The following is a 19011-nucleotide window of genomic DNA, read 5'->3' as shown; positions in this document are numbered from 1 at the left end:
TACATAATAAAGTAAGAGATAAATACTGTAAAAAGCTACTGATTTTTTTAAGATCTAAGTAATATCAATAAAATCACTTATAAAACACTTTAATGGTATCCATCTGATGCATTTGCGTAAGTACGAAACACACTGAACTTATCTTTTTTATTAGCTATTTATTTACAATTTAAAAAAATTGATATCTATTAGGGTATTTAACAATAAGTTATTGATTTGCTCATGCAACTAAAAAGTTTAGATGGATGTCGATTAAAAATTGGTGCATATCCACCTTTTACCTACAATGCTTATGGAGGAGGAGGTAAAGCAACATTACTCCCAAGTTCAAGAAAAAGTATCCTTTGTTTGAGATTTTCGTCTAAAACATTTTCAATTCCTGCTTTAACATCACGAACAACAAAATTCTTATCTCTTCCATTACCTCCGGGTCTAAAAATCGATATGTGTTTGGATAAGCTGGAGGGAACCATTGATATGAATTCTGGAGAAGTATTATTGAAATTTGAATCTCAATTTATTTTTAGTATTAGACCTATACTTAAATTTCCAGCTTTATTAGTTCAAACAACACTTACGTCAGGAAAAGTAAAGGGTAAATTACATAAAGCTCAAGGACTTGTTCTTCAAGAAAATGGTAAAACAAAACTAGTAGGCATATCCACAATTCCTCCAACTGGGAGTAAAGTTTTGAATACCTTTCTAGGTCTTCCAACTGAAGCTTTGGCAGAGCTCCAATGCAAAATTAAATAATCAAATCACAAACCACCCCCTAAATATATTATGTAACTATATATTCAGATTAAGAAGTGATCCTTAAATGAATGGAGATAAATGACATATTTCATATTGAGTCGACTACCTATTTGTAGTTATTTACATAGCAAAATAATTAAATATATGCTATTCCTTTTTAGGGGCTAATTTATCAATCTTAGCTTGTTGAGTTTTTTGTTTATCTTTTCGTTTTTTTGCTATTCCATAAGTCCTTCTAATACTATATGTAATAAAAATGGCATTAATAGCAGCAACTAAAATAATCACCAAGATGATTTTATTAATCCCCTCCGCTGAGCCTAGATATTCCACTAAATAATCTGTATTCATCATCGCATGAATAATGAATCCATAGTAGCTGAGACCTAGCTTTTTGATAAAAAAATCAAATTAGCTCTAGTTAGAAAATCAGGCAATTAAAGCAACAGTATCTGCAAATCCATTACTCGTTAAATAATTAGTCATCTGATCTAAATTCTGATAATTGGCGTATTGAATATTGCCATCTGCATGCATAACAGCTCTTAAATAGGCAGTATTATCTACCTTACTCCAATACAATTCTTGAAATCCATCTCCATCAAAATCACCAACAGTTTTAAGTATTAAATTATCTAGTTTTAGATCATTGATAAATGTTTTGGAGCTATCAAAATCGCTATCTTTTTCCACAGTACCATTAGCAACTAAAGGATCTTCATAGATACCAACAATTCTTGTAGAACCACCTTCACCATGCTGAGTAGAATCAATAAATCCAGTAATTGGATCTATTGATGAAGTAGCCCAACGACCACTTCCTTTATTGGTAAAAATGAATTCATAAATACCATCATTATTAACATCTAAAATACCTTGATATTTATAAAGAGATTTAATATCTTCAGGCGCTTCATTTAAATATCCATGCTCATTCCCATCGTAATCTTTAAAAGGTGGATTGATTGTGTAGGAGCTACCCTTTTTTAGACTATATGATGTACTTAATAATTGAACTTCAAAATTTAAAGTTGAATTGGCAGGTACTAATCCATTTACTTGATTTCCATAAGCAAGTTCAGGCGGAATAACTAGTTTACGCTTACCACCCACTTTCATACCAGTAACACCTTGATCAAAGCCTGGAATAACAGTGCCTGCTCCTAATTGAAAGCTATAAGGTGATTTAAGAGTATAAGTACTATCAAAAACTGTTCCATCATCCAGTGTTCCAAGATAATTAACTATTAAAGGATTTCCCGACGAAGCTTGTGGGCCTTCACCCACAACTAAATCCTCAATTCTTAACCCATTAGAATAAACCCATGAAGTCATTTAATAGCCTCGTTAAATAATTATGCAATTAAATTAATTGTATCAATGAAGTCATTGCTGATTAAGAAATCAGTCATTTGCTGCATGTTTTGATAATTAGCATATTGAATATTATCATCTACGTGCATAACAGCCCTTAAGTATGCGGAGTTATCTACTTTGCTCCAATACAATTCTTGAAATCCATCTCCATCAAAATCACCAACAGTTTTAAGTATTAGATTATCTAGTTTTAAATCATTGATAAATGTTCTAGATCCATCTAAATCACTATTTTTCTCCGCAACACCATTAGTAACTAAAGGATCTTCATAAATACCAACAATTCTTGTCGTTCCCCCAGAACCAAACTTGGTGTAGTCAAAATCTCCAGTAACAGGATCAATCGATGCAATGACCCAGCGTCCACTAAATGCATTAGTAAAAATCGCTTCAATTATTCCATCGTTATTTACATCTAATTCACCTTGATACTTGTATCCTGAAATAACCTAAATAGGAGCACTATTCCATAAATATCCATGCATATTAGCATCGTAGTCCTTAATATTTTCCGAGGTATAAAGTGAATCTAATTGGTAATTTTTAATATCAGGGACATAATTGGTGCTTCCTAAATTATCAGCTCTAAACATTGATTCAAGTTCATTCTGAGAAGGTTTAACTATTACTTTAGAAATATATTCCTCAAATAATTTATGTCCTAAAGGATTATTATTTTTTATAGATTCAACAGTTAGAAAGGAATCAGACCATTCAGGATCTAGACTTCCACCTTGTACATATTTAGTAATATAATTCCACTCAGCAAAAGTTAGAGCATATTGATACTCAAACATTACAGTTTTCTAATGAATTCATCATCCACAGCAGAATTACCTCCAATTCCACTTAGTCCTGCTACTTCAAGTCCATATACTTCTATAGTACGATTAAAAGGGCCGTGATCACTTACATTAGTAAGTTTTCCACTGCTATAGAAATTAGAATTCAAAACGAAACTTAATCTGATAAATTATACCCAAACAAATAAAAAGTTGTGTAAGATAAAAGAAAGAGTCCATGATTTACCATTTTGCAACTAGCAATTCAAAAAAATCATCAAACTTGCTTGGAATTAGCATAGAGCTGGAAATTTACTCTGTCGCACATATTAAATAGTAAAGCTTCAGAATAGATATCATAAAAACAGCTTTCTGTTAAACAAAACTAAAAAATCCATTTTTCAAGTAATTTGCTCTATTAATGTCATATTCAAAAGTCACGGGTAAATATTTTTATGGAAATGGAGATTTCTATTATATTGATGGATTTATAACAGACATATGGGGGGGGGAAACTATTATTCAGGACAAAAAATTCTTTGGAATTATTCACCTATTGATGGATTTCACTATGCCGATTCATATAACGATACAAGTAACCTTGGTTATTATATCCTTGATGAGGTAATTAATTACACAGGTACAATTGGAAATAGTTCACACAGAAACTTAAATGGACTAAAAGTTTTAAGTTATTATGATTCAAATTCTCAAATAGTACTAATTCCTAATGCAAAAATAACTTATGGATTAGGAAACGAAAGTGGATATATTGAAGGATATTCAAAGGAAGCAATACATTATAGTAACTATACTTCTGTTGATCTTGGTAAAAACAATTTCCAAGGTGATTCTTGGGGAGATGATTTAGGAGCCATAAATAAAAATCAAATAATCTCAATTGATGATTCTGTAAGTTCTCAGAGTTACAAGTATCACAAATTTGATTGTTATAAAAGAACCTATATAAATTTTAAATTAAAAGATTTTACACAAGATTTAGATTTAGTACTCCTCAGATATAACAATATTAATCAAGAATGGGAAAATATTTTAAATTCTCAGACTAATAGTAATAAATTAGAGAGTTTCTTTAAAATACTAGATCCGGGTAGTTATATAATTTCAATAACTAACTATGAAAATAAAAATAAACAATCTTATACATTAGAAGTTGATACTAAAACATTTCATGAAAATACAATCCTTCCTAATGACTCTCGATTTGAGGAACAATGGAGCTTACTAAACTATGGACAGGGTGATGGCTTTGATAATGCTGATATATATGCACCAGGAGCTTGGAAGTTAAGAAGTAAATCACCTAATATTATTGTTGCGGTTATCGATAGTGGTATAGATTATAACCATGAGGACTTAAAAGATAATATATGGAAAAATAATCTAGAAATAGCAAATAATGGAATTGACGATGATTCAAATGGATATATAGATGATAATCAAGGTTGGGATTTTTATAACAATGACAAGAATCCTCATCCTTATAGCTCCTCAAATATTCATGGTACACATGTAGCAGGAATTATTGGAGCAAAAGGAAATAATGGCAAAGGAATAGCCGGGATAACATGGGATGTTCAACTTATGAACTTAAAAGTTTTTTCTGATTATAAAGAAATTAAAACGGCTTATGTTTCAGATATTTGGGATGCAATCATATATGCAGCAGATAACGGCGCCGATATTATAAATCTTTCACTTGGAATTGATATTGGAAGACAAATTGTTGAAGGGGGATATTATTATAAAGGTTCTTTTGACGACTTTAAAAAGGTTGCGCCAGACTTTTATAATGGATGGTACTCAGTTTTAAAATATGCCTCAGACAAAGGTTGTTCAATAATTGCTGCAGCAGGAAATGAATTTAGTAGTAATGATAATTTCACTTGTATTCCAGCTGATTTTGCTTCTGAAATTCCAGGAATGATTTCAGTTGCTGCTGCATCAAATAAAGGAAGAATTGCCTCTTATTCGAATTATGGAAATATCATCTCAATAGCTGCTCCAGGAGGAGATTTTAACTCTGGAAGAGAGTCTCAAATTCTAAGTACTATTCCATATAACCGCTATGAGGCAGTAAGTGGTACTTCAAGCGCTGCTCCTATAGTGTCGGGTGCAATAGCATTAATTCTGGCTGAGAACCCTTCTTTATCTCCTGAAGAAATAAAACATATACTAATGAATAGCGGAAATAAATATAAATGGCTAGAAGGTAAAGTTAATTCAAATAATTTTCTAAATCTATATAAGGCAATTACTTATTCCCCAGGTTTTGACACAAATAAAGCTCCAACAAGTTGGTATATTTCAACAAATAACTTCGATGAAAATATTAGTCCTGGATCGATAGTTGCAACATTACATGCAGTAGATGAAAATCATTCTGATATTCATACCTACTCCTTAGTAGATGGATATGAGGAAAATTATGATAATAAATTTTTTACTATTGAGGGAGACAAGCTAAAGATCAATATTTCGCCAGATTACGAAATAAAAAATTCATATCAAATTGTTGTTAAAGCTACTGATCAATTCGGATTGAGTACAAATGATTTATATGTAGTCCTAAATGTAAATGATATTTTTGAAGATAATCAAGCACCAATTGATATTACTTTATCTTCATCATTTATTGACGAAAATATTTCCTCAAATGCCACAATTGCTACGTTAACAACTGTTGATCAAGACACTGATGATGAGTTTTTATATACATTAGTTAGTGGCGAAGGTGATAAAGATAATAATGACTTTAATATTATTGGTGACTCACTAAAAATTAAAAATTCGCCCAATTATGAAATCAAGTCCTCGTACACAATTAGAATACAAACAGAGGATAGTGGTGGAAATACGTTTACAAAAATAGTACCAATTTCAGTGAATGATCTGAATGAAGCACCGACTGATTTTTATCTATCAAAATATACAGTTGAGGAAAATACCCCACCAGGTACAACTGTGGCAACACTATACGGAGTTGATGAAGATATTGGAGATACTCATACTTTCACATTTCTCTCTGGATTCTTACAAAGTAGTGGTAATAGTGCATTTATAATAGAAGGAGATAAATTAATGATCAAAAACAAACCAGATTATGAAACACAAAGTTCATACACAGTAGTGATAAAGGCAACGGATCAAAATGGTAAAAGTTCTAAAGGGACATATTATAAAACGATCAGTATTATTGATATTGAAGAAACTAAAAAGACCCAGGTTGCTAAGCAAACAAATGGCTTAATAATAAATAATAAGTATAATCTTGAGAAGGTAAAAGATTATGATGGAAATCCTCATGGATTTATTGGCAGCGTTCCATTAGAAGTCAATGAAAGTTATAAATATCAAGGCAGCTTAGATGTGAATAATGATGGCAATAGAGAAGCAATCTATACAAACCACGAAAGTGGTCGCTGGGTCACAGCATCAATCGATCCTGTAACTGGAGATTTCAATTATTCTCAGCATGGTGAAGGTGGTTCTACAAGAATTGTTGGTATCTATGAAGATCCTTTAGTTGCTAATGGTACTGTGGAAAAAGATAGCGATTTTGATAGCTCCAAAACATTTATCAATGATCTAAAACTAGATAATTTAATACTTAAAACTGTTGGTGATTTTGATGGAGATGGATTTCAAGAATTGTATTGGAGTAAGGTAGATAATACTGCCTATTTAAGAGCTGTTATGCATGCAGATGGCAATATTCAATACGCCAATTATCAGAATTTAGATCAGATGACTAATTATTTAACGAGTAATGGATTTGCAGATACTGTTGCTTTAATCATCTAGAATTAAATTAATACAAATAAGGGTTTGCCAGCTATGGTCCCTATGTTAATCTTAGTAATGGTAAGTATAAAATTAAAATTTTCTATTCTTTAATTAATAATAATACTTTAGCTAATAATTTTTTAGAGGTAGGTTGCCTATCTAATGACAAAAAATTTAAAAAAATAAAATCAATAAATTTGAGTATAGGTGTTGGAAAGATTACTGAACTATTGATTACTAGTTCTAAAAGAGATAAATGTGTAACAGGTTATGAAGCTCGCTCTTATATTGATAATGGCTCAAGTATTTATATTAATCAATTAGTAATTGAAAAGATTTAAGTAAAATTTCTTATTTGCATTATATCTAAAGGTTGAATCTTTAATTATATTAAATTTTTGAACTTAAAAGCTTAAATAATTAATCATACTTGTACCTGCTTAATGCTACTAATTTCTACTCTTAAATTATTAGAAGATTAGTCAATACAATCAGATCTATCATTAAAAGAATCATCAAAAAATGCTTGAGAAGATGCCGGAGTTGATCGAATATCACTAACAACATTCCTTTTTAGACTCAAAGTTCCTGAAGTACGTCCAAGAGAATCACCTAAAATAGCGCCTGTAACTCCCCCTAATACTGCACCTGTTGCAATTGAAGTTGTAGAACCAACAATATCACCAATTACTGCTCCAGTTGACCCCCCAACTATGCTTCCTATCTTGCTATTCCTTGCACTGGCAAATGTGTTTCTATTTTCATTTAAAGATACGGTAGAAATATTGTCGGTTCCCGAGAGTGCATCTTTTCCGCGTGAGGTACATTTAGTAGTCGGTCCAGCTTGATCATGATTAGCCGCAAGACCAGACAAAAGTTCCAAAGAACCTAAAAAACTCTGAGCAGATTTAAAATTGAAAAAACCTATTTCACTCATCCTTCGTTTGCCGGCACCATTAAAGTACTTAATTAAAAATCTATAGTCTTCATTTTTTCCAATTAGCAATACACCTCCTCTATTAGATGCATTAGTTAATGTCCACCCAATAATCCTATCTGAGCTTATTCTTATTCCATTACTAGTCACAATACTTTCACCATTAATTCCAATAGTGCAAGAAGACTTTCGTCCACAAGTGCCTTCTAACTTTAAAAATTCTTTTAAACCTAAAGCATTTGAGTTGATTGCTGCAGCATGTTTCTCAGCTAAGAATTCAGGATGTATTGTACTTGAATTAACCTCGCTAAATAATTGCAAAGGAAACAAAGCTGAAATCACAATGCAAAAAGCTTTCATTTCAGGATACTTAGTATATACATAGTATATAACATCTATACAAGCTCACTTAAGCTTTATAAATGAGAAAGATCTTTTGAGATAATGTCTAAAAAAAAATACCTTGAATTTATCCTAACCATTAGAAATTGGGATATGAATTATGTGCACGTCTCAAAAAAAGCTAATCAATTAACGATTGATTAGTCATAAAAAAGAGCTGATAGATTAGCTTCTACTTAAAGGAATAATCTGCTTGACCTGATAAGAGCAATGCCTGGCACACCTCATTTTTGATAAAATCATAGTCCAAATATTCGAGAAAGCTCAATACATTGAAGAGAGAGAAACTTATCTTGAGCATGTTCTCGATTACTGCAAGAAAGATTATCAACCAGCTTATGTGAAGCAGTACGAAATTGATCTGAACATATTTGAGATTAAATAAAGGTATGAACGTCAGAAGAAAAATAATTATTCATCTCCAATTTTTCTTAGCCAATATGGAATAAAAGTTGCTTCCTCCTTTGCTGAATCATATAGATAATCGGAGGTACCTTCTAACAAAGCTGCAAAGGTGAGACGCACACTAGGGAAAGTGAGGCCAAAAAGAATAAAACTTAAAAAGATGATCTTCAAAGCAGGCTATATAGTATTTTTCAACAATATCTCAAATCTAGTCAAAACAAATCCTCATACCTTGTTAACTTTTAAGTCAGGAATATCTTCAGGTTCTATTTTACGTATCACAACTTTCAATGAAGAAAAAGTAAAAGATTTTCTTTAGTTGTACGAAAAAACAGAAATAAATGGCGAAGATCAATTTTAGTGGTTCAAAAATTATGCGTCGATTGGTTTCAGGAATAGTTGGTATGACAATGTTATTAACTGGCTGTGCGAGCCCTAGTCAGGAAAATAGTTCGAGACTTGATCTAATAAAAAAGCGCAATGAATTAATATGTGGTGTTAGTGGAAAAATTCCTGGATTTAGTTTTCTCGAGAGTAATGGTAGTTATCAAGGATTAGATATAGACATATGCAAAGCATTTGCAGCTGCAATAATAGGAAATTCGAAAAATGTCCAATATAGACCTCTAACTGCGGCAGAAAGATTCACAGCTATTAAAACTGGTGATATCGATCTTTTATCACGAAACACCACTTTTACTCTTAGTAGAGATTCATCAGGAGGAAATGGACTAACATTTGCTCCAGTCGTTTTCCATGATGGGCAGGGATTAATGGTCAAGAAAGATAGTGGAATAAATAGTCTTGAAGGACTTGCAAATAAATCTATCTGCGTAGGATCAGGTACGACTACTGAGCAAAATATAAATGATGCATTTGAAAGTGCTTCGCTTCCTTATACTCCCATCAAATATCAAGATCTAAATCAAGTAGTTGCAGGATACTTACAGGGTCGTTGTTCAGCTATGACTTCTGATCGTTCACAGTTAGCAGCAGCCAGGTCAGGTTTTAAAAATCAAAAAGACCATATTATTCTCGAAGATGTACTTAGTAAGGAGCCACTGGCTCCAGCCTCTGATGGTCAAGACCAAAAACTCAGTGATGCTATGAGATGGGTAGTTTTTGCTCTCATATCAGCAGAAGAACAAGGAATAACAAAATCAAATATTGAAGAAAAAGTACAACTTGCAAACAGTAATCCACAATTAAAACCTTTAAGAAGATTTCTAGGAATTGACGGTGGCCTAGGAGAAAAACTTGGTCTTAGCAATGACTTCGTAGTAAAGGTAATTAGAACAACTGGAAATTATGGAGAGATTTATAACAGACATTTGGGTCAAAAGAGCGAAGTACCCATTCCAAGGGGATTAAATAAGCTATATAACAAGGGAGGAGTTCATATTTCTCCTCCATTTAACTAAAAAATAAATTATTTCTAGAATGAAGAGAAGTAGAAAAATATTTGTACAATTTGGAATTTGTTTTTTCGTTATTAGTCTTGTTGGAATATTAATTAATAATCTAACAATCAATCTTATTAGAACTGGTCTAGGTTTTAATTTCGGTTGGCTTTTCAAGCCAGCCAGTTTTGCTTTAGCTGAGCATCCTTTACCCTATTCATCTTCAGATCACTATGCCTGGGCATTATTGATAGGTTGGCTCAATAGCCTCAAAGTAATAGTCTCATCATCGATATTAGCTACTGTTGTGGGAACAGTTGTAGGTTTTGCAAGAACAGGCAAAAACGCTTTATTAGGTATCATTTCAGCTGGGTATATAACCATAATTCGACAAACCCCTCTTTTACTTCAACTTATGTTTTGGTATTTTATTGGGTTTTTAGGTCTAAAAGATAATACATTTGTCCATATAAAAAATATATTTAAAATTTCAAATCAAGGAATAGAATTATCAGGGTTAACACTGTCCTCAGAGTTTTCAGCATTATTATTTGGTTTAAGTATATTTACAAGTGCTTACATAGCTGAAGTAATCCGTGGAGGAATTATGTCTGTCCCAAAGGGCCAATGGGAGGCTTTTAGAAGTTTAGGACTTTCTGAAAATAAAGGTCTTATCAGTATAATAATGCCTCAAGCATTACCAGCAATTTTACCAGGCTTAACAAGTCAATACTTGAATCTTGCTAAAAATAGTACTTTAGCTATTGCAGTGGGATATTCAGATATTTACGCAATAAACGATACTATTATCAATCAGACAGGAAGAGCCATTGAGTGTTTTATTATATTACTTACAAGTTTTCTATTATTAAATCTCTTGATATGTAATATCATGGAAATAATTAATAAACTAATCGTCAATTCAAGAAAATATAATTAATTTATGACCAATACAAGTTTAAATTCAATTTTAATTTTCTTTCAAAAAATGAGAAAGAATTTATCCTCAAATTTACTCAATGCTTGTATTAGTTTAATCATCATATTGATCATTAGTTTCGTGTGTTTAAATACTTTTGAATGGCTTATTTTTGACGCTAATTGGAAAGTAGTAAAATCGAATCTTCCTTTATTCGCATTTGGTAGTTTTCCAGCTGATGAACAATGGAGACCTGCTATTTGGCTTATGAGCCTTCTAAGTATGAGTATGATCACTCTTTTTGGCCCTAAGTGGAAATGGCTACGTAAAAATCTATTAATAATGTGGATAAGCACTATACCTCTTGGTCTTTATTTACTATATGGTGGTTTTGGCTTAACACCTATAATGAGTAGACATTGGGGTGGATTAACACTGACTATTCTCCTGACTACTTGTAGCTCATTATTATCTTTACCATTGGGTATAGTCTTAGCACTATGCCGCCAAAATTCGTTACCATTAATTGAAAAACTTAGTTCAATCTACATAGATGTAATGAGAGCAATCCCTCTTATTGCTGTACTGTTCTTTGGTCAACTACTAATACCTTTATTTCTTCCAGTAGGCATAGAAATTGACCGTGTTTGGAGAGCTGTCTTTGCTTTCACTTTATTTGTCTCTGCCTACATAGCGGAAGATATTCGTGGCGGCTTGCAATCAATTCCTAAAACTCAAATAGATGCAGCCAAAAGTCTTGGACTTAATCAATACCAAATAATTCGACTTATCTTAATTCCTCAAGCTTTACGCATTGCATTACCAGCTCTTACTAATCAATCTATAGGCCTTTTCCAAAATACATCTTTAATGGCCATTTTAGGATTAGTGGAATTACTAGGCGTAGGAAGAAGTATCCTGGCTAATCCAGAATTTATTGGTCAATATATTGAGGTTTATGTTTGGCTAGCATGTGTTTATTGGTTTGTTTGTACGATCATGGCTATTCTTGCAAGACATCTTGAACAAAGAATGGCAATTAATCCGTCAAAGTTTTAATAATTCATGGAACCTATTGTTATTGCAAAAAATCTAACCAAGTCTTATACAAAAGGATTACTAACTCTTGATAATGTTTCTCTTACATTAAATCAAGGCAAAGTCCTTGTAGTTATGGGACCTTCAGGATCGGGTAAAAGTACTTTAATTCGTACTTTTAATGGTCTTGAAACTTTTGACACAGGAGAAGTCAATGTTCTGGGAATTAGAGTAGATCCTAATCATAACGAACGAAAAATCCAAAAAATAAGAAAAAGAGTCGGAATGGTTTTTCAACAATTCAATTTATTTCCTCACCTTTCAATTCTTGAAAATATAACTCTCGCTCCAGTTTATGTACAAAAACGTCGTCCAATCGAAGCTGAAGAATATGCTATGTATCTCTTAAGTCAAATGGGAATAGATTCACATGCAAAAAAATATCCAAGTCAACTTAGTGGTGGAGAGCAACAACGAGTAGCAATCGCGAGAGCTCTAGCCTTAAAACCTGAATTACTGTTATTCGACGAACCGACTAGCGCTTTAGATCCAGAACGAATCAACGAAGTACTTGATGCGATGAGAAGACTAGCTAAACAAGGAATGACAATGATTGTAGTAACACATGAAATTGGTTTTGCTAAAGAGGTAAGTGATCAGGTTTTATTTATGGACTCAGGGAAAGTTATAGAAACATCTACTCCAGATATTTTCTTCTCTAATGCAAAGCATGAGAGAAGTAGAAAATTCCTAAACCAACTTGATAAGTACTAACAACCAATCCACTTTGTAGGTATGGATAAATACAAATGCAATCATATCCCTCACTAATTTCTTAAAAACGTTATTAAGAAGATTCGCATACAACATGTAGTAACAATCTTGTCAAAGTTGCTAAACGTTTGCACCAGGGAAGAACATTAAAAAAGAGTCCTTCCAACATGCTTATTGATATGATTTCTATTGCTTGAAGTAAAGAATATGTTTTTATAGACATATCGATTAAAGATGAACTCTTAATTCCCGACTGGGCGGAGGTTAACAATCAAAGTTGAAGTTTCTTGTTTCGTTGGAGGGATGGTCATCAAAGAAATAGTTCATGTAGATAGATTTGAGGATGCCGATCAGGTTGCAATAGAAGAACATCCAAAGAAAAGTGCCAATTTTTGTATGATGCAAAAAAATGACAATATTTAATCAAATCACTAATTTGATACAAAATAAAAGTATGAAAAAGCATATGAAAAGAGCGTACGAAAATGTTCCTTTCTATCAAGTCTCACACCTTTTCAGCGGCTTATCGAACTTTGTATTAAAAGCAAGCAAATTAAATATGGCCAGAGTACGAAAAAGGCGTAATCATCTCAATAAGATATAGTTCTCTGATCCAATGTCATTTGAAGTTACTTACAACGGAGATATTCAATACATTAAAGTCTTCTACTCAACAGAGAAAACACGAGCGGGAAAGTATTATGGCGAGTTCTATAAAAAAATGGATGCACTTGCGAGTGATATAAAGCGCTTGAAACAAGAACTTGATGAAGATAGTGCAAAGGCAGCTAAGATTGCTAAAGATGCTGCTAACAAGGCACTTTCGGAAAGATTTGGTTCACTCCGATATATTATTGATGAACGTCACTGGGACGAAGACATGGTCATCAGCAAAATTCTTGATAACAGAAAAGAAGAGATGCTAGCACTAGCTCAGAAAACTTTTAATAATGAAGTTCTTCTTGAAGAGGATGGGGCAGAGGAATACAAGATTCACTTGGATGAAGGACAAATAGAAGTTGATGGTAAGGGTATTGAGACATCGGTGATGGGGTTGTTTGATTCTGGTGACTACCACGAAGAGAATGAAGCAAAACTAGAAAAATTAGAAAAGCTTGATTGGTTTATTATCTGGTCGAGAACAGAGGCAGGAAAATTCAAGACAGCGGGTGGAAAGCACGATGGAAATTTTTCGTCACAGGAACTAAACATGGAAAATTGTTTGGTTACTTACAGAAATTTACCCCTTGTGATTCCCACCAACGGTACGGACATTTTTAGTAATGAACTTGAAATCCATTTTGTAGATGCAACTAGAGCATCTCTTGAGATGGAAGACACAAAACAACATCCTCATTAAATTGATGCGCAACTAATCTTGACTACTTGCCTTAAGGTATCCAATCTCCGTAGTGACTTTGGGTGCCTATCTTTGCTTACAGAACTATATATAAAGAGTTGCGATCAATTTCTTAATTGCCGTTATCAGATAAAAGAATCGCTATACATTGGGTGATTCTTAGACACAATCGTTGAAAATTTTGCTTCATTTTTCACGGAGAAAGACTAAATACAATAGCCAAAAGAGTGACTGCAGAAACTACGTTGGAACTTAATTGAATAATTCCATAGGTAAACATCGTTTTTCATTAGTTGGTGCATTTGTTTTTGCTTTTGTTAACGTCTTTCGTCATTGAATCAAAATTTATTTAATTGAATTGATTAGTAAAAAATATTTTAAAAATTGTTCAGAAAACCTTACTGATTGCTTTTTCCTTATATAACCTCCTCTGGATCAAAAGTAGAAACAAAAAACCGCTGTGATATGCACAAGCCAGTTTTTTAGAGCAGTCTCAATTGTTTCCTTGTTTCCACTGCGGAGGATCTGAGTTCTCACAAATTACAATTTTTCCTTGATGGCAGTAATCTCAGGTATAAACCAAGTGGTCTAATGATTGTCATATTGAGCAATTTATACAAATAGTCATTTAAAAAGCACCCTACCTACAAGAAGTGGGGTGCTTTTTTTAACAGAACTATTGTGTGAGGAGTTGTCCTGTAAGTTTATTTTTACTCCTATGAGGACTTTTTGTCACTATCAAAAAACAAAATGACTTAGATGAAAAAGTTCACTTGGTTTTAAGCACACTGAAAGCTCAGTTTTCGGCGTTTTCAAACTGTTTTGCTAATCTAAAGGCTTTTCTAATAATTAAATAAACTCCATATAAACCAGCAATTAAAGGAAGAACAATCAAAGGGTTTGGACTGTAGTTAGAAAAATCTTTTACACCATCAACATATTCGATGCCTGAACATTTTAAGAATAGAAAACTTGTGAAAACAATGCCCCACCCAATTATTGAGAGTATTCCTCCTTTTTTGTCACCTTCATAGAACCTATCTAAACCCCATCCCCAACCAATAGCAAGGATCACTCCCCTTGTAACAGCATTTTTTTCTTGCTTGCGTAGCATTGTAGTTGTTTGAATATGTTCGCAATGAACATAACTTAATTATTCATGTTATGCCAAACCAATTTAAAAAAGATACTTATTCCTGTAAGAATTTGTATGTATTCTTTCATAATATACAAAGTGAGATTTAAAAAATAGAAAACCAGATAAATTTTATTTTTTCAGCATGCACTATTTCATCAGTAATAATATCAGAGGCAACTAAGCTTTTATAAAAAGTCTTTAATAAGAGAAGCTAATGCAATAGATCAGTAAATATTCTTTTTAAGTATTTTAAATCTAATTAGAGCAGAAATTAGTATTTTTTAAAAGAAGAAATACTTAACTATTTTTATTTGATAATAGGATAAGAAGATTAAAATCTGCTTCTAATTCCAGCATCAAAATCAAAATTCATGAAATGGATGTTACTTAATTCAGCTTTAGAATGATTTCAATATTTCTTTAAAGTCCTATCAAGTAAAGCATTGTTTAGAGGAATAATCTTATGAAGGGGTGGTCTAGTTCAAAAAAAAAAGATACCTTGGTTCAATAGCTGATTACTTTTGACAGTTGCACCACAGACTGATGTAAGGTTGAGTCGACGCCTTCAGAAAGATAGTATAACCATCTTAGGAAAGGTGATTTATATTAATCCTTTTTTGTATTGGCGACGTTTTGATAGCAATACTGATAGGTGGCTAAGAGAGCCTGGGCAGTTAAGTGAAGAGCAGATAAACTTAAATAGAGCACGCTTTTATCCTGAAGTTGATTGGACTTTTCTAAAAGATGAAGAGCGATTGATAAAAGATGCTGCAGTGGAAATGTTTTTGAAAACGCTTGAATTAATAGGCACTTTTCACCCTGATCTTACTGCAGGACAATTGTTAGAGGTCGAGAGAAAAATGGCAGTCACTAAGAAAAAATCTTTCGAACGTTGGGTAGCAAAATCGTTTAGAAGAAAAATTAATCAAGCTTCCAGAGAACGCAACAGGTTTGCTAGAGAACGTTTTATCAGAGGGTGGCGAGAATGGTTAACGCTTGAAACCACTCATCAAGCTTTTCTCCCATTCGCAACAATAATTGTGATGTCAATCTTTGGTGGTTGGTCTATAGGGATTTCTAATAATAGTTGTACTCCTTACTTTTCATCGTCAGAAACGAGTATCCTGAAGTAGCTTTTGTAAAGCCATTATGGCTAAAGATCACTTAAGAGATTTGCAGTTATTTGCACTCGAATATGCCTTACCTTTTGGTATTGGTATTGTAAATAATGCTAAAGCTGGTGGATTAAAAAAAATAATGACTGTATTTAAATCAAAAGATCCTTTTTCAGAGTTCCAGGTAGACGGCGAAACATCTGCAAAGAAAGTCAGGGATAAGATTGATAAAATTATTCCTGGCTTAGGTCATCCAGTAGTTTCAGTTGATGTGACTGTTGAGGATAATTTTCCTGATCATGAAAGCAATGATAAGGACTCTTTAGTCTCAACTTTAAATAGAATTGATAGCCAACTAGATGAATTAAGGCATTATTTAAGTAATGACTCACAAGGTATAGACAATAAATAAATACTATTGAATTGTAGAAATGCTACAAAAGGAAAAATTACACTTAGGTAGCAAAAAGCATGTAGGTGCTTTCAATCAACCCTTAGTTTTCTTTTTCTTGATATGTTTGATTTTTTCAGTGGCAGGCGCTCGTCTTTTTTGGATACAAATAATTAATGGCTCCTATTATAAAAAGCTTTCAGAAGAAAATAGAATTAAGCTTATTAGCAATCCACCAATAAGAGGAAGATTATTAGATCGTAATGGTGTAGTTATTGCAGATAATAAACTATTTTATTCTTTATCTATTCAACCTCGACTTTTGACCAATGATAAATGGATTGATCTGAGAAAAAACTTATCTGACTTATTAAATGTTTCGATTAATCAATTAGAGGCTGCATTTAATAGAAATAATTCAGAAACTCCTTATAAAAAAGTATTACTCACTAATTTGTCGGAGGAGCAGGTAGTTAGGTTCAAAGAACAAGAAAGAAACTTGTATGGAGCCCAAATAGATATTGATTTAGTCAGAAATTATCCTTTTAAGTCTCTAGCTGCGCATGTTTTGGGTTATACACAGTTGATCACACAAGAAGAGTTTTCTCAACTTTCAGAAAAAGGATATAAATTATCTGATCGAATTGGAAGAAAAGGTATAGAAGCTGCTTTTGAATCTCAATTAAGAGGTCAGTGGGGAGGTGAAATGCTTGAGATTGATTCGATAGGTACTGTTCAACGAAGTCTAGGTTTAAAGTTACCAAAAGCTGGCCAGGATATCAAATTAACTCTTGATCTAAAGCTACAACGTACTGCGGAAAAAGTATTGTCTGACAAACTTGGTGGAGCAATAGTAGCGCTTGATCCGCGTACAGGTGCAATTAGAGCTATTGCAAGTCAACCGACTTTTGATCTTAATTTTTTTTCTCAGCCTTTTACAAATAATCAATATGACACCTTATTTTTGTCATTAAAGCGTCCTCTTCTTAGTCGAGCATTTAATGCCTACGATCCAGGTAGTACATGGAAGCCTATAACAGCTATTGCTGGTATGGAAAGCGGCAAATTTCCTGCTAATCGAAAATTAAATACTATTCCTTGTATTAAATATGGAAGTCATTGTTTTCCAGAGCACAATAAAAGAGGGTTTGGTTGGATTGGTTACGAAGATGCATTTAGAGTATCTAGTAATACTTTCTTTTATCAAGTTGGGGTTGGGGTTGGATCAGAGGCTTTATATGATGCAGCAATCAAGCTAGGCTTCGATAACTATACAGGTATAGAAACTTTTATTGATGAAAATAAGGGCTTAGTGGGTAATAAGAAATGGGCTGATGAAGGTCGTGGATGGGGGAAACCTGGAGAAACCCCTTGGATCGTGGAGGATATAGCTAGTGCATCGATTGGACAATCTGTTGTTCTAGTTACTCCATTGCAATTAGCACGTGCATATGCAGTTTTTGCAAATGGTGGTTATTTGATTACTCCTCATTTAGTTGATAACAATAAAAACTGGAGGTCAGAAAAATATTTTCAAAAAGTGGATATTCAAGATACGACACTCGAAACAATCCGTCGAGGGCTTCGAAAAGTTGTAACTAATGGGACTGCAATGGGACTAAATATAGATACCTCTATTCTTCCTTCAGTGGCTGGTAAAACAGGAACAGCTGAAGATAGCAGTGGAGGTGCTGATCATGCATGGTTTGCTGGCTTTGCACCTTATGAATCTGGCGAGATAGTTATTGTTGCTTTTGCTCAGAATACTCCTGGTGGTGGTTCAGTGCATGCTCTACCTATGGCAAAAAAAATGTTGGAGAAATGGCATAAATTAAATTCTAATGAGCAATTAATCAGCAGTAAAGATGAGTTATAGATTTAATGAGACTTATTTTAGTTGTAATAGTTGATTTAGAATTGCGTTAATTGATTTATCTTCAGCAATCTTTGATTTATTTGTAGCCAATTGACGACCTAAGACTAAAGCTCCAAGATGAGTTAACTGAATTCGCATAGAAAGTAATAATTCCATACACCCTCCTCCTGAAAAACTTGCAATTGCAATTGGACGTTCGTTAAATAAACTACGAAAATCTGTTCCTTGCACAGAAAGCCAAGCTATTACATTCGTAAGAATTGGAGGAATTGAACCGTTATATTCAGGCGCACAAATGACCCAGTGTGAGTGGCTCTCCATTTGAGTATTGATCGACTTAAGATTTTCTGGTACTTTATCTTCTGAATTATGACGTGGATTAAATATAGGTAAATCATTTTTTGATTCTGTCAAATCAAGTAATTCGCATGAGTAATTTAGTTCTTTTCCTGCAACTAGAAATCTTTTAGCTAATTTGAGATTTTCGCCATTACTAGCAGCTATAACAAGAAGGTTTTTATTAGACATTTGGAA

General features: G+C 33.0%; 20 protein-coding genes. 11 read left to right on the top strand and 9 right to left on the bottom strand.

Annotated features, from left to right (window positions below; genetic code table 11):
* Positions 1-222: 222 nt before the first annotated feature.
* Positions 223-753: a hypothetical protein gene (locus AC6EIZ_RS08440; protein ID WP_498510421.1), complete on the top strand. Its 531-nt coding sequence runs from the start codon at positions 223-225 to the stop codon at positions 751-753.
* Positions 754-903: 150 nt separating this feature from the next.
* On the opposite strand, the gene AC6EIZ_RS08435 is transcribed toward AC6EIZ_RS08440, so the two are convergent.
* From AC6EIZ_RS08435 to AC6EIZ_RS08420, 4 genes are all read right to left on the bottom strand, one after another.
* Positions 904-1110: a hypothetical protein gene (locus AC6EIZ_RS08435; protein ID WP_498510420.1), complete on the bottom strand. Its 207-nt coding sequence runs from the start codon at positions 1108-1110 to the stop codon at positions 904-906.
* A gap of 75 nt (positions 1111-1185) precedes the next feature.
* The gene (locus tag AC6EIZ_RS08430; protein ID WP_498510418.1) at positions 1186-2091 is read right to left on the bottom strand and encodes an FKBP-type peptidyl-prolyl cis-trans isomerase; all 906 of its coding nucleotides are present in this window, start codon (positions 2089-2091) and stop codon (positions 1186-1188) included.
* Between the two features lie 491 nt (positions 2092-2582).
* On the bottom strand, positions 2583-2930 hold the full coding sequence (locus AC6EIZ_RS08425; RefSeq protein WP_498510416.1) for a hypothetical protein: 348 nt from the start codon (positions 2928-2930) through the stop codon (positions 2583-2585).
* Positions 2930-3085, bottom strand: coding sequence for a hypothetical protein (locus AC6EIZ_RS08420; RefSeq protein WP_498510415.1), 156 nt, complete (start codon positions 3083-3085; stop codon positions 2930-2932). Before AC6EIZ_RS08420 ends, AC6EIZ_RS08425 begins: the two co-directional genes overlap by 1 nt.
* 331 nt (positions 3086-3416) lie before the next feature.
* Between AC6EIZ_RS08420 and AC6EIZ_RS08415 the strand changes: the two genes are divergently transcribed.
* Positions 3417-6740 (top strand): S8 family serine peptidase, encoded by a 3324-nt coding sequence (locus AC6EIZ_RS08415; protein WP_498510413.1) that lies wholly within the window; start codon positions 3417-3419, stop codon positions 6738-6740.
* A 179-nt stretch (positions 6741-6919) separates the two neighbouring features.
* Complete coding sequence (locus AC6EIZ_RS08410; RefSeq protein ID WP_498510412.1) at positions 6920-7063, top strand: hypothetical protein; 144 nt, start codon at positions 6920-6922, stop codon at positions 7061-7063.
* 137 nt (positions 7064-7200) lie between these two features.
* Here the strand turns inward: AC6EIZ_RS08410 and AC6EIZ_RS08405 are convergent, their stop codons facing one another.
* Complete coding sequence (locus AC6EIZ_RS08405) at positions 7201-8001, bottom strand: YMGG-like glycine zipper-containing protein (RefSeq protein WP_498510410.1); 801 nt, start codon at positions 7999-8001, stop codon at positions 7201-7203.
* Between the two features lie 471 nt (positions 8002-8472).
* On the bottom strand, positions 8473-8637 hold the full coding sequence (locus tag AC6EIZ_RS08400; protein ID WP_498510408.1) for a hypothetical protein: 165 nt from the start codon (positions 8635-8637) through the stop codon (positions 8473-8475).
* A 203-nt stretch (positions 8638-8840) separates the two neighbouring features.
* Between AC6EIZ_RS08400 and AC6EIZ_RS08395 the strand changes: the two genes are divergently transcribed.
* Genes AC6EIZ_RS08395 through AC6EIZ_RS08380 form a run of 4 tightly spaced genes read left to right on the top strand, consistent with a single transcriptional unit; the run spans position 8841 to position 12597 of the window.
* Positions 8841-9887: an amino acid ABC transporter substrate-binding protein gene (locus tag AC6EIZ_RS08395; RefSeq protein WP_498513241.1), complete on the top strand. Its 1047-nt coding sequence runs from the start codon at positions 8841-8843 to the stop codon at positions 9885-9887.
* A 19-nt stretch (positions 9888-9906) separates the two neighbouring features.
* Positions 9907-10806 (top strand): ABC transporter permease subunit, encoded by a 900-nt coding sequence (locus tag AC6EIZ_RS08390; RefSeq protein ID WP_498510406.1) that lies wholly within the window; start codon positions 9907-9909, stop codon positions 10804-10806.
* A 48-nt stretch (positions 10807-10854) separates the two neighbouring features.
* Complete coding sequence (locus AC6EIZ_RS08385) at positions 10855-11844, top strand: amino acid ABC transporter permease (RefSeq protein WP_498510405.1); 990 nt, start codon at positions 10855-10857, stop codon at positions 11842-11844.
* Positions 11845-11850: 6 nt separating this feature from the next.
* Complete coding sequence (locus AC6EIZ_RS08380) at positions 11851-12597, top strand: amino acid ABC transporter ATP-binding protein (RefSeq protein ID WP_498510403.1); 747 nt, start codon at positions 11851-11853, stop codon at positions 12595-12597.
* Between the two features lie 73 nt (positions 12598-12670).
* Here AC6EIZ_RS08380 and AC6EIZ_RS08375 read toward each other — a convergent pair whose 3' ends face one another.
* On the bottom strand, positions 12671-12820 hold the full coding sequence (locus tag AC6EIZ_RS08375) for a hypothetical protein (RefSeq protein ID WP_498510401.1): 150 nt from the start codon (positions 12818-12820) through the stop codon (positions 12671-12673).
* A 393-nt stretch (positions 12821-13213) separates the two neighbouring features.
* On the opposite strand from AC6EIZ_RS08375, the gene AC6EIZ_RS08370 reads away from it, so the two are divergent.
* Positions 13214-13957 carry a hypothetical protein gene (locus AC6EIZ_RS08370; protein WP_498510399.1) on the top strand — a complete coding sequence of 248 codons (744 nt, stop codon included), beginning with the start codon at positions 13214-13216 and terminating at the stop codon, positions 13955-13957.
* 796 nt (positions 13958-14753) lie between these two features.
* Here AC6EIZ_RS08370 and AC6EIZ_RS08365 read toward each other — a convergent pair.
* The gene (locus AC6EIZ_RS08365) at positions 14754-15071 is read right to left on the bottom strand and encodes a hypothetical protein (protein WP_498510397.1); all 318 of its coding nucleotides are present in this window, start codon (positions 15069-15071) and stop codon (positions 14754-14756) included.
* A gap of 545 nt (positions 15072-15616) precedes the next feature.
* On the opposite strand from AC6EIZ_RS08365, the gene AC6EIZ_RS08360 reads away from it, so the two are divergent.
* The 3 genes from AC6EIZ_RS08360 to mrdA are packed head-to-tail and all read left to right on the top strand — an operon-like array spanning position 15617 to position 18477.
* Positions 15617-16228 (top strand): DUF8672 family protein, encoded by a 612-nt coding sequence (locus AC6EIZ_RS08360; protein WP_498510395.1) that lies wholly within the window; start codon positions 15617-15619, stop codon positions 16226-16228.
* A 16-nt stretch (positions 16229-16244) separates the two neighbouring features.
* Positions 16245-16622, top strand: a complete 378-nt coding sequence (locus tag AC6EIZ_RS08355; RefSeq protein WP_498510394.1) for a hypothetical protein — start codon at positions 16245-16247, stop codon at positions 16620-16622.
* A 19-nt stretch (positions 16623-16641) separates the two neighbouring features.
* Positions 16642-18477: a penicillin-binding protein 2 gene (gene mrdA / locus AC6EIZ_RS08350; protein ID WP_498510393.1), complete on the top strand. Its 1836-nt coding sequence runs from the start codon at positions 16642-16644 to the stop codon at positions 18475-18477.
* A 12-nt stretch (positions 18478-18489) separates the two neighbouring features.
* On the opposite strand, the gene AC6EIZ_RS08345 is transcribed toward mrdA, so the two are convergent.
* Positions 18490-19005: an NADPH-dependent FMN reductase gene (locus tag AC6EIZ_RS08345; protein ID WP_498510391.1), complete on the bottom strand. Its 516-nt coding sequence runs from the start codon at positions 19003-19005 to the stop codon at positions 18490-18492.
* Positions 19006-19011: the final 6 nt, after the last annotated feature.

The sequence above is a fragment of the Prochlorococcus sp. G4PB16 genome (assembly GCF_059772465.1).
This window is presented reverse-complemented; position numbering and strand designations above follow the sequence as displayed.

Bases quoted from the DNA above. Each gene is read 5' to 3' on its own strand.
- AC6EIZ_RS08375 (WP_498510401.1), bottom strand. From the start codon at position 12,820: ATGTCTATAAAAACATATTCTTTACTTCAAGCAATAGAAATCATATCA.
- AC6EIZ_RS08380 (WP_498510403.1), top strand. From the start codon at position 11,851: ATGGAACCTATTGTTATTGCAAAAAATCTAACCAAGTCTTATACAAAA.
- AC6EIZ_RS08390 (WP_498510406.1), top strand. From the start codon at position 9,907: ATGAAGAGAAGTAGAAAAATATTTGTACAATTTGGAATTTGTTTTTTC.
- AC6EIZ_RS08425 (WP_498510416.1), bottom strand. From the start codon at position 2,930: ATGTTTGAGTATCAATATGCTCTAACTTTTGCTGAGTGGAATTATATT.
- AC6EIZ_RS08395 (WP_498513241.1), top strand. From the start codon at position 8,841: ATGCGTCGATTGGTTTCAGGAATAGTTGGTATGACAATGTTATTAACT.
- AC6EIZ_RS08385 (WP_498510405.1), top strand. From the start codon at position 10,855: ATGAGAAAGAATTTATCCTCAAATTTACTCAATGCTTGTATTAGTTTA.
- AC6EIZ_RS08345 (WP_498510391.1), bottom strand. From the start codon at position 19,005: ATGTCTAATAAAAACCTTCTTGTTATAGCTGCTAGTAATGGCGAAAAT.
- AC6EIZ_RS08355 (WP_498510394.1), top strand. From the start codon at position 16,245: ATGGCTAAAGATCACTTAAGAGATTTGCAGTTATTTGCACTCGAATAT.
- AC6EIZ_RS08440 (WP_498510421.1), top strand. From the start codon at position 223: ATGCAACTAAAAAGTTTAGATGGATGTCGATTAAAAATTGGTGCATAT.
- AC6EIZ_RS08415 (WP_498510413.1), top strand. From the start codon at position 3,417: ATGGGGGGGGGAAACTATTATTCAGGACAAAAAATTCTTTGGAATTAT.
- AC6EIZ_RS08370 (WP_498510399.1), top strand. From the start codon at position 13,214: ATGTCATTTGAAGTTACTTACAACGGAGATATTCAATACATTAAAGTC.
- mrdA (WP_498510393.1), top strand. From the start codon at position 16,642: ATGCTACAAAAGGAAAAATTACACTTAGGTAGCAAAAAGCATGTAGGT.
- AC6EIZ_RS08365 (WP_498510397.1), bottom strand. From the start codon at position 15,071: ATGCTACGCAAGCAAGAAAAAAATGCTGTTACAAGGGGAGTGATCCTT.
- AC6EIZ_RS08435 (WP_498510420.1), bottom strand. From the start codon at position 1,110: ATGATGAATACAGATTATTTAGTGGAATATCTAGGCTCAGCGGAGGGG.
- AC6EIZ_RS08430 (WP_498510418.1), bottom strand. From the start codon at position 2,091: ATGACTTCATGGGTTTATTCTAATGGGTTAAGAATTGAGGATTTAGTT.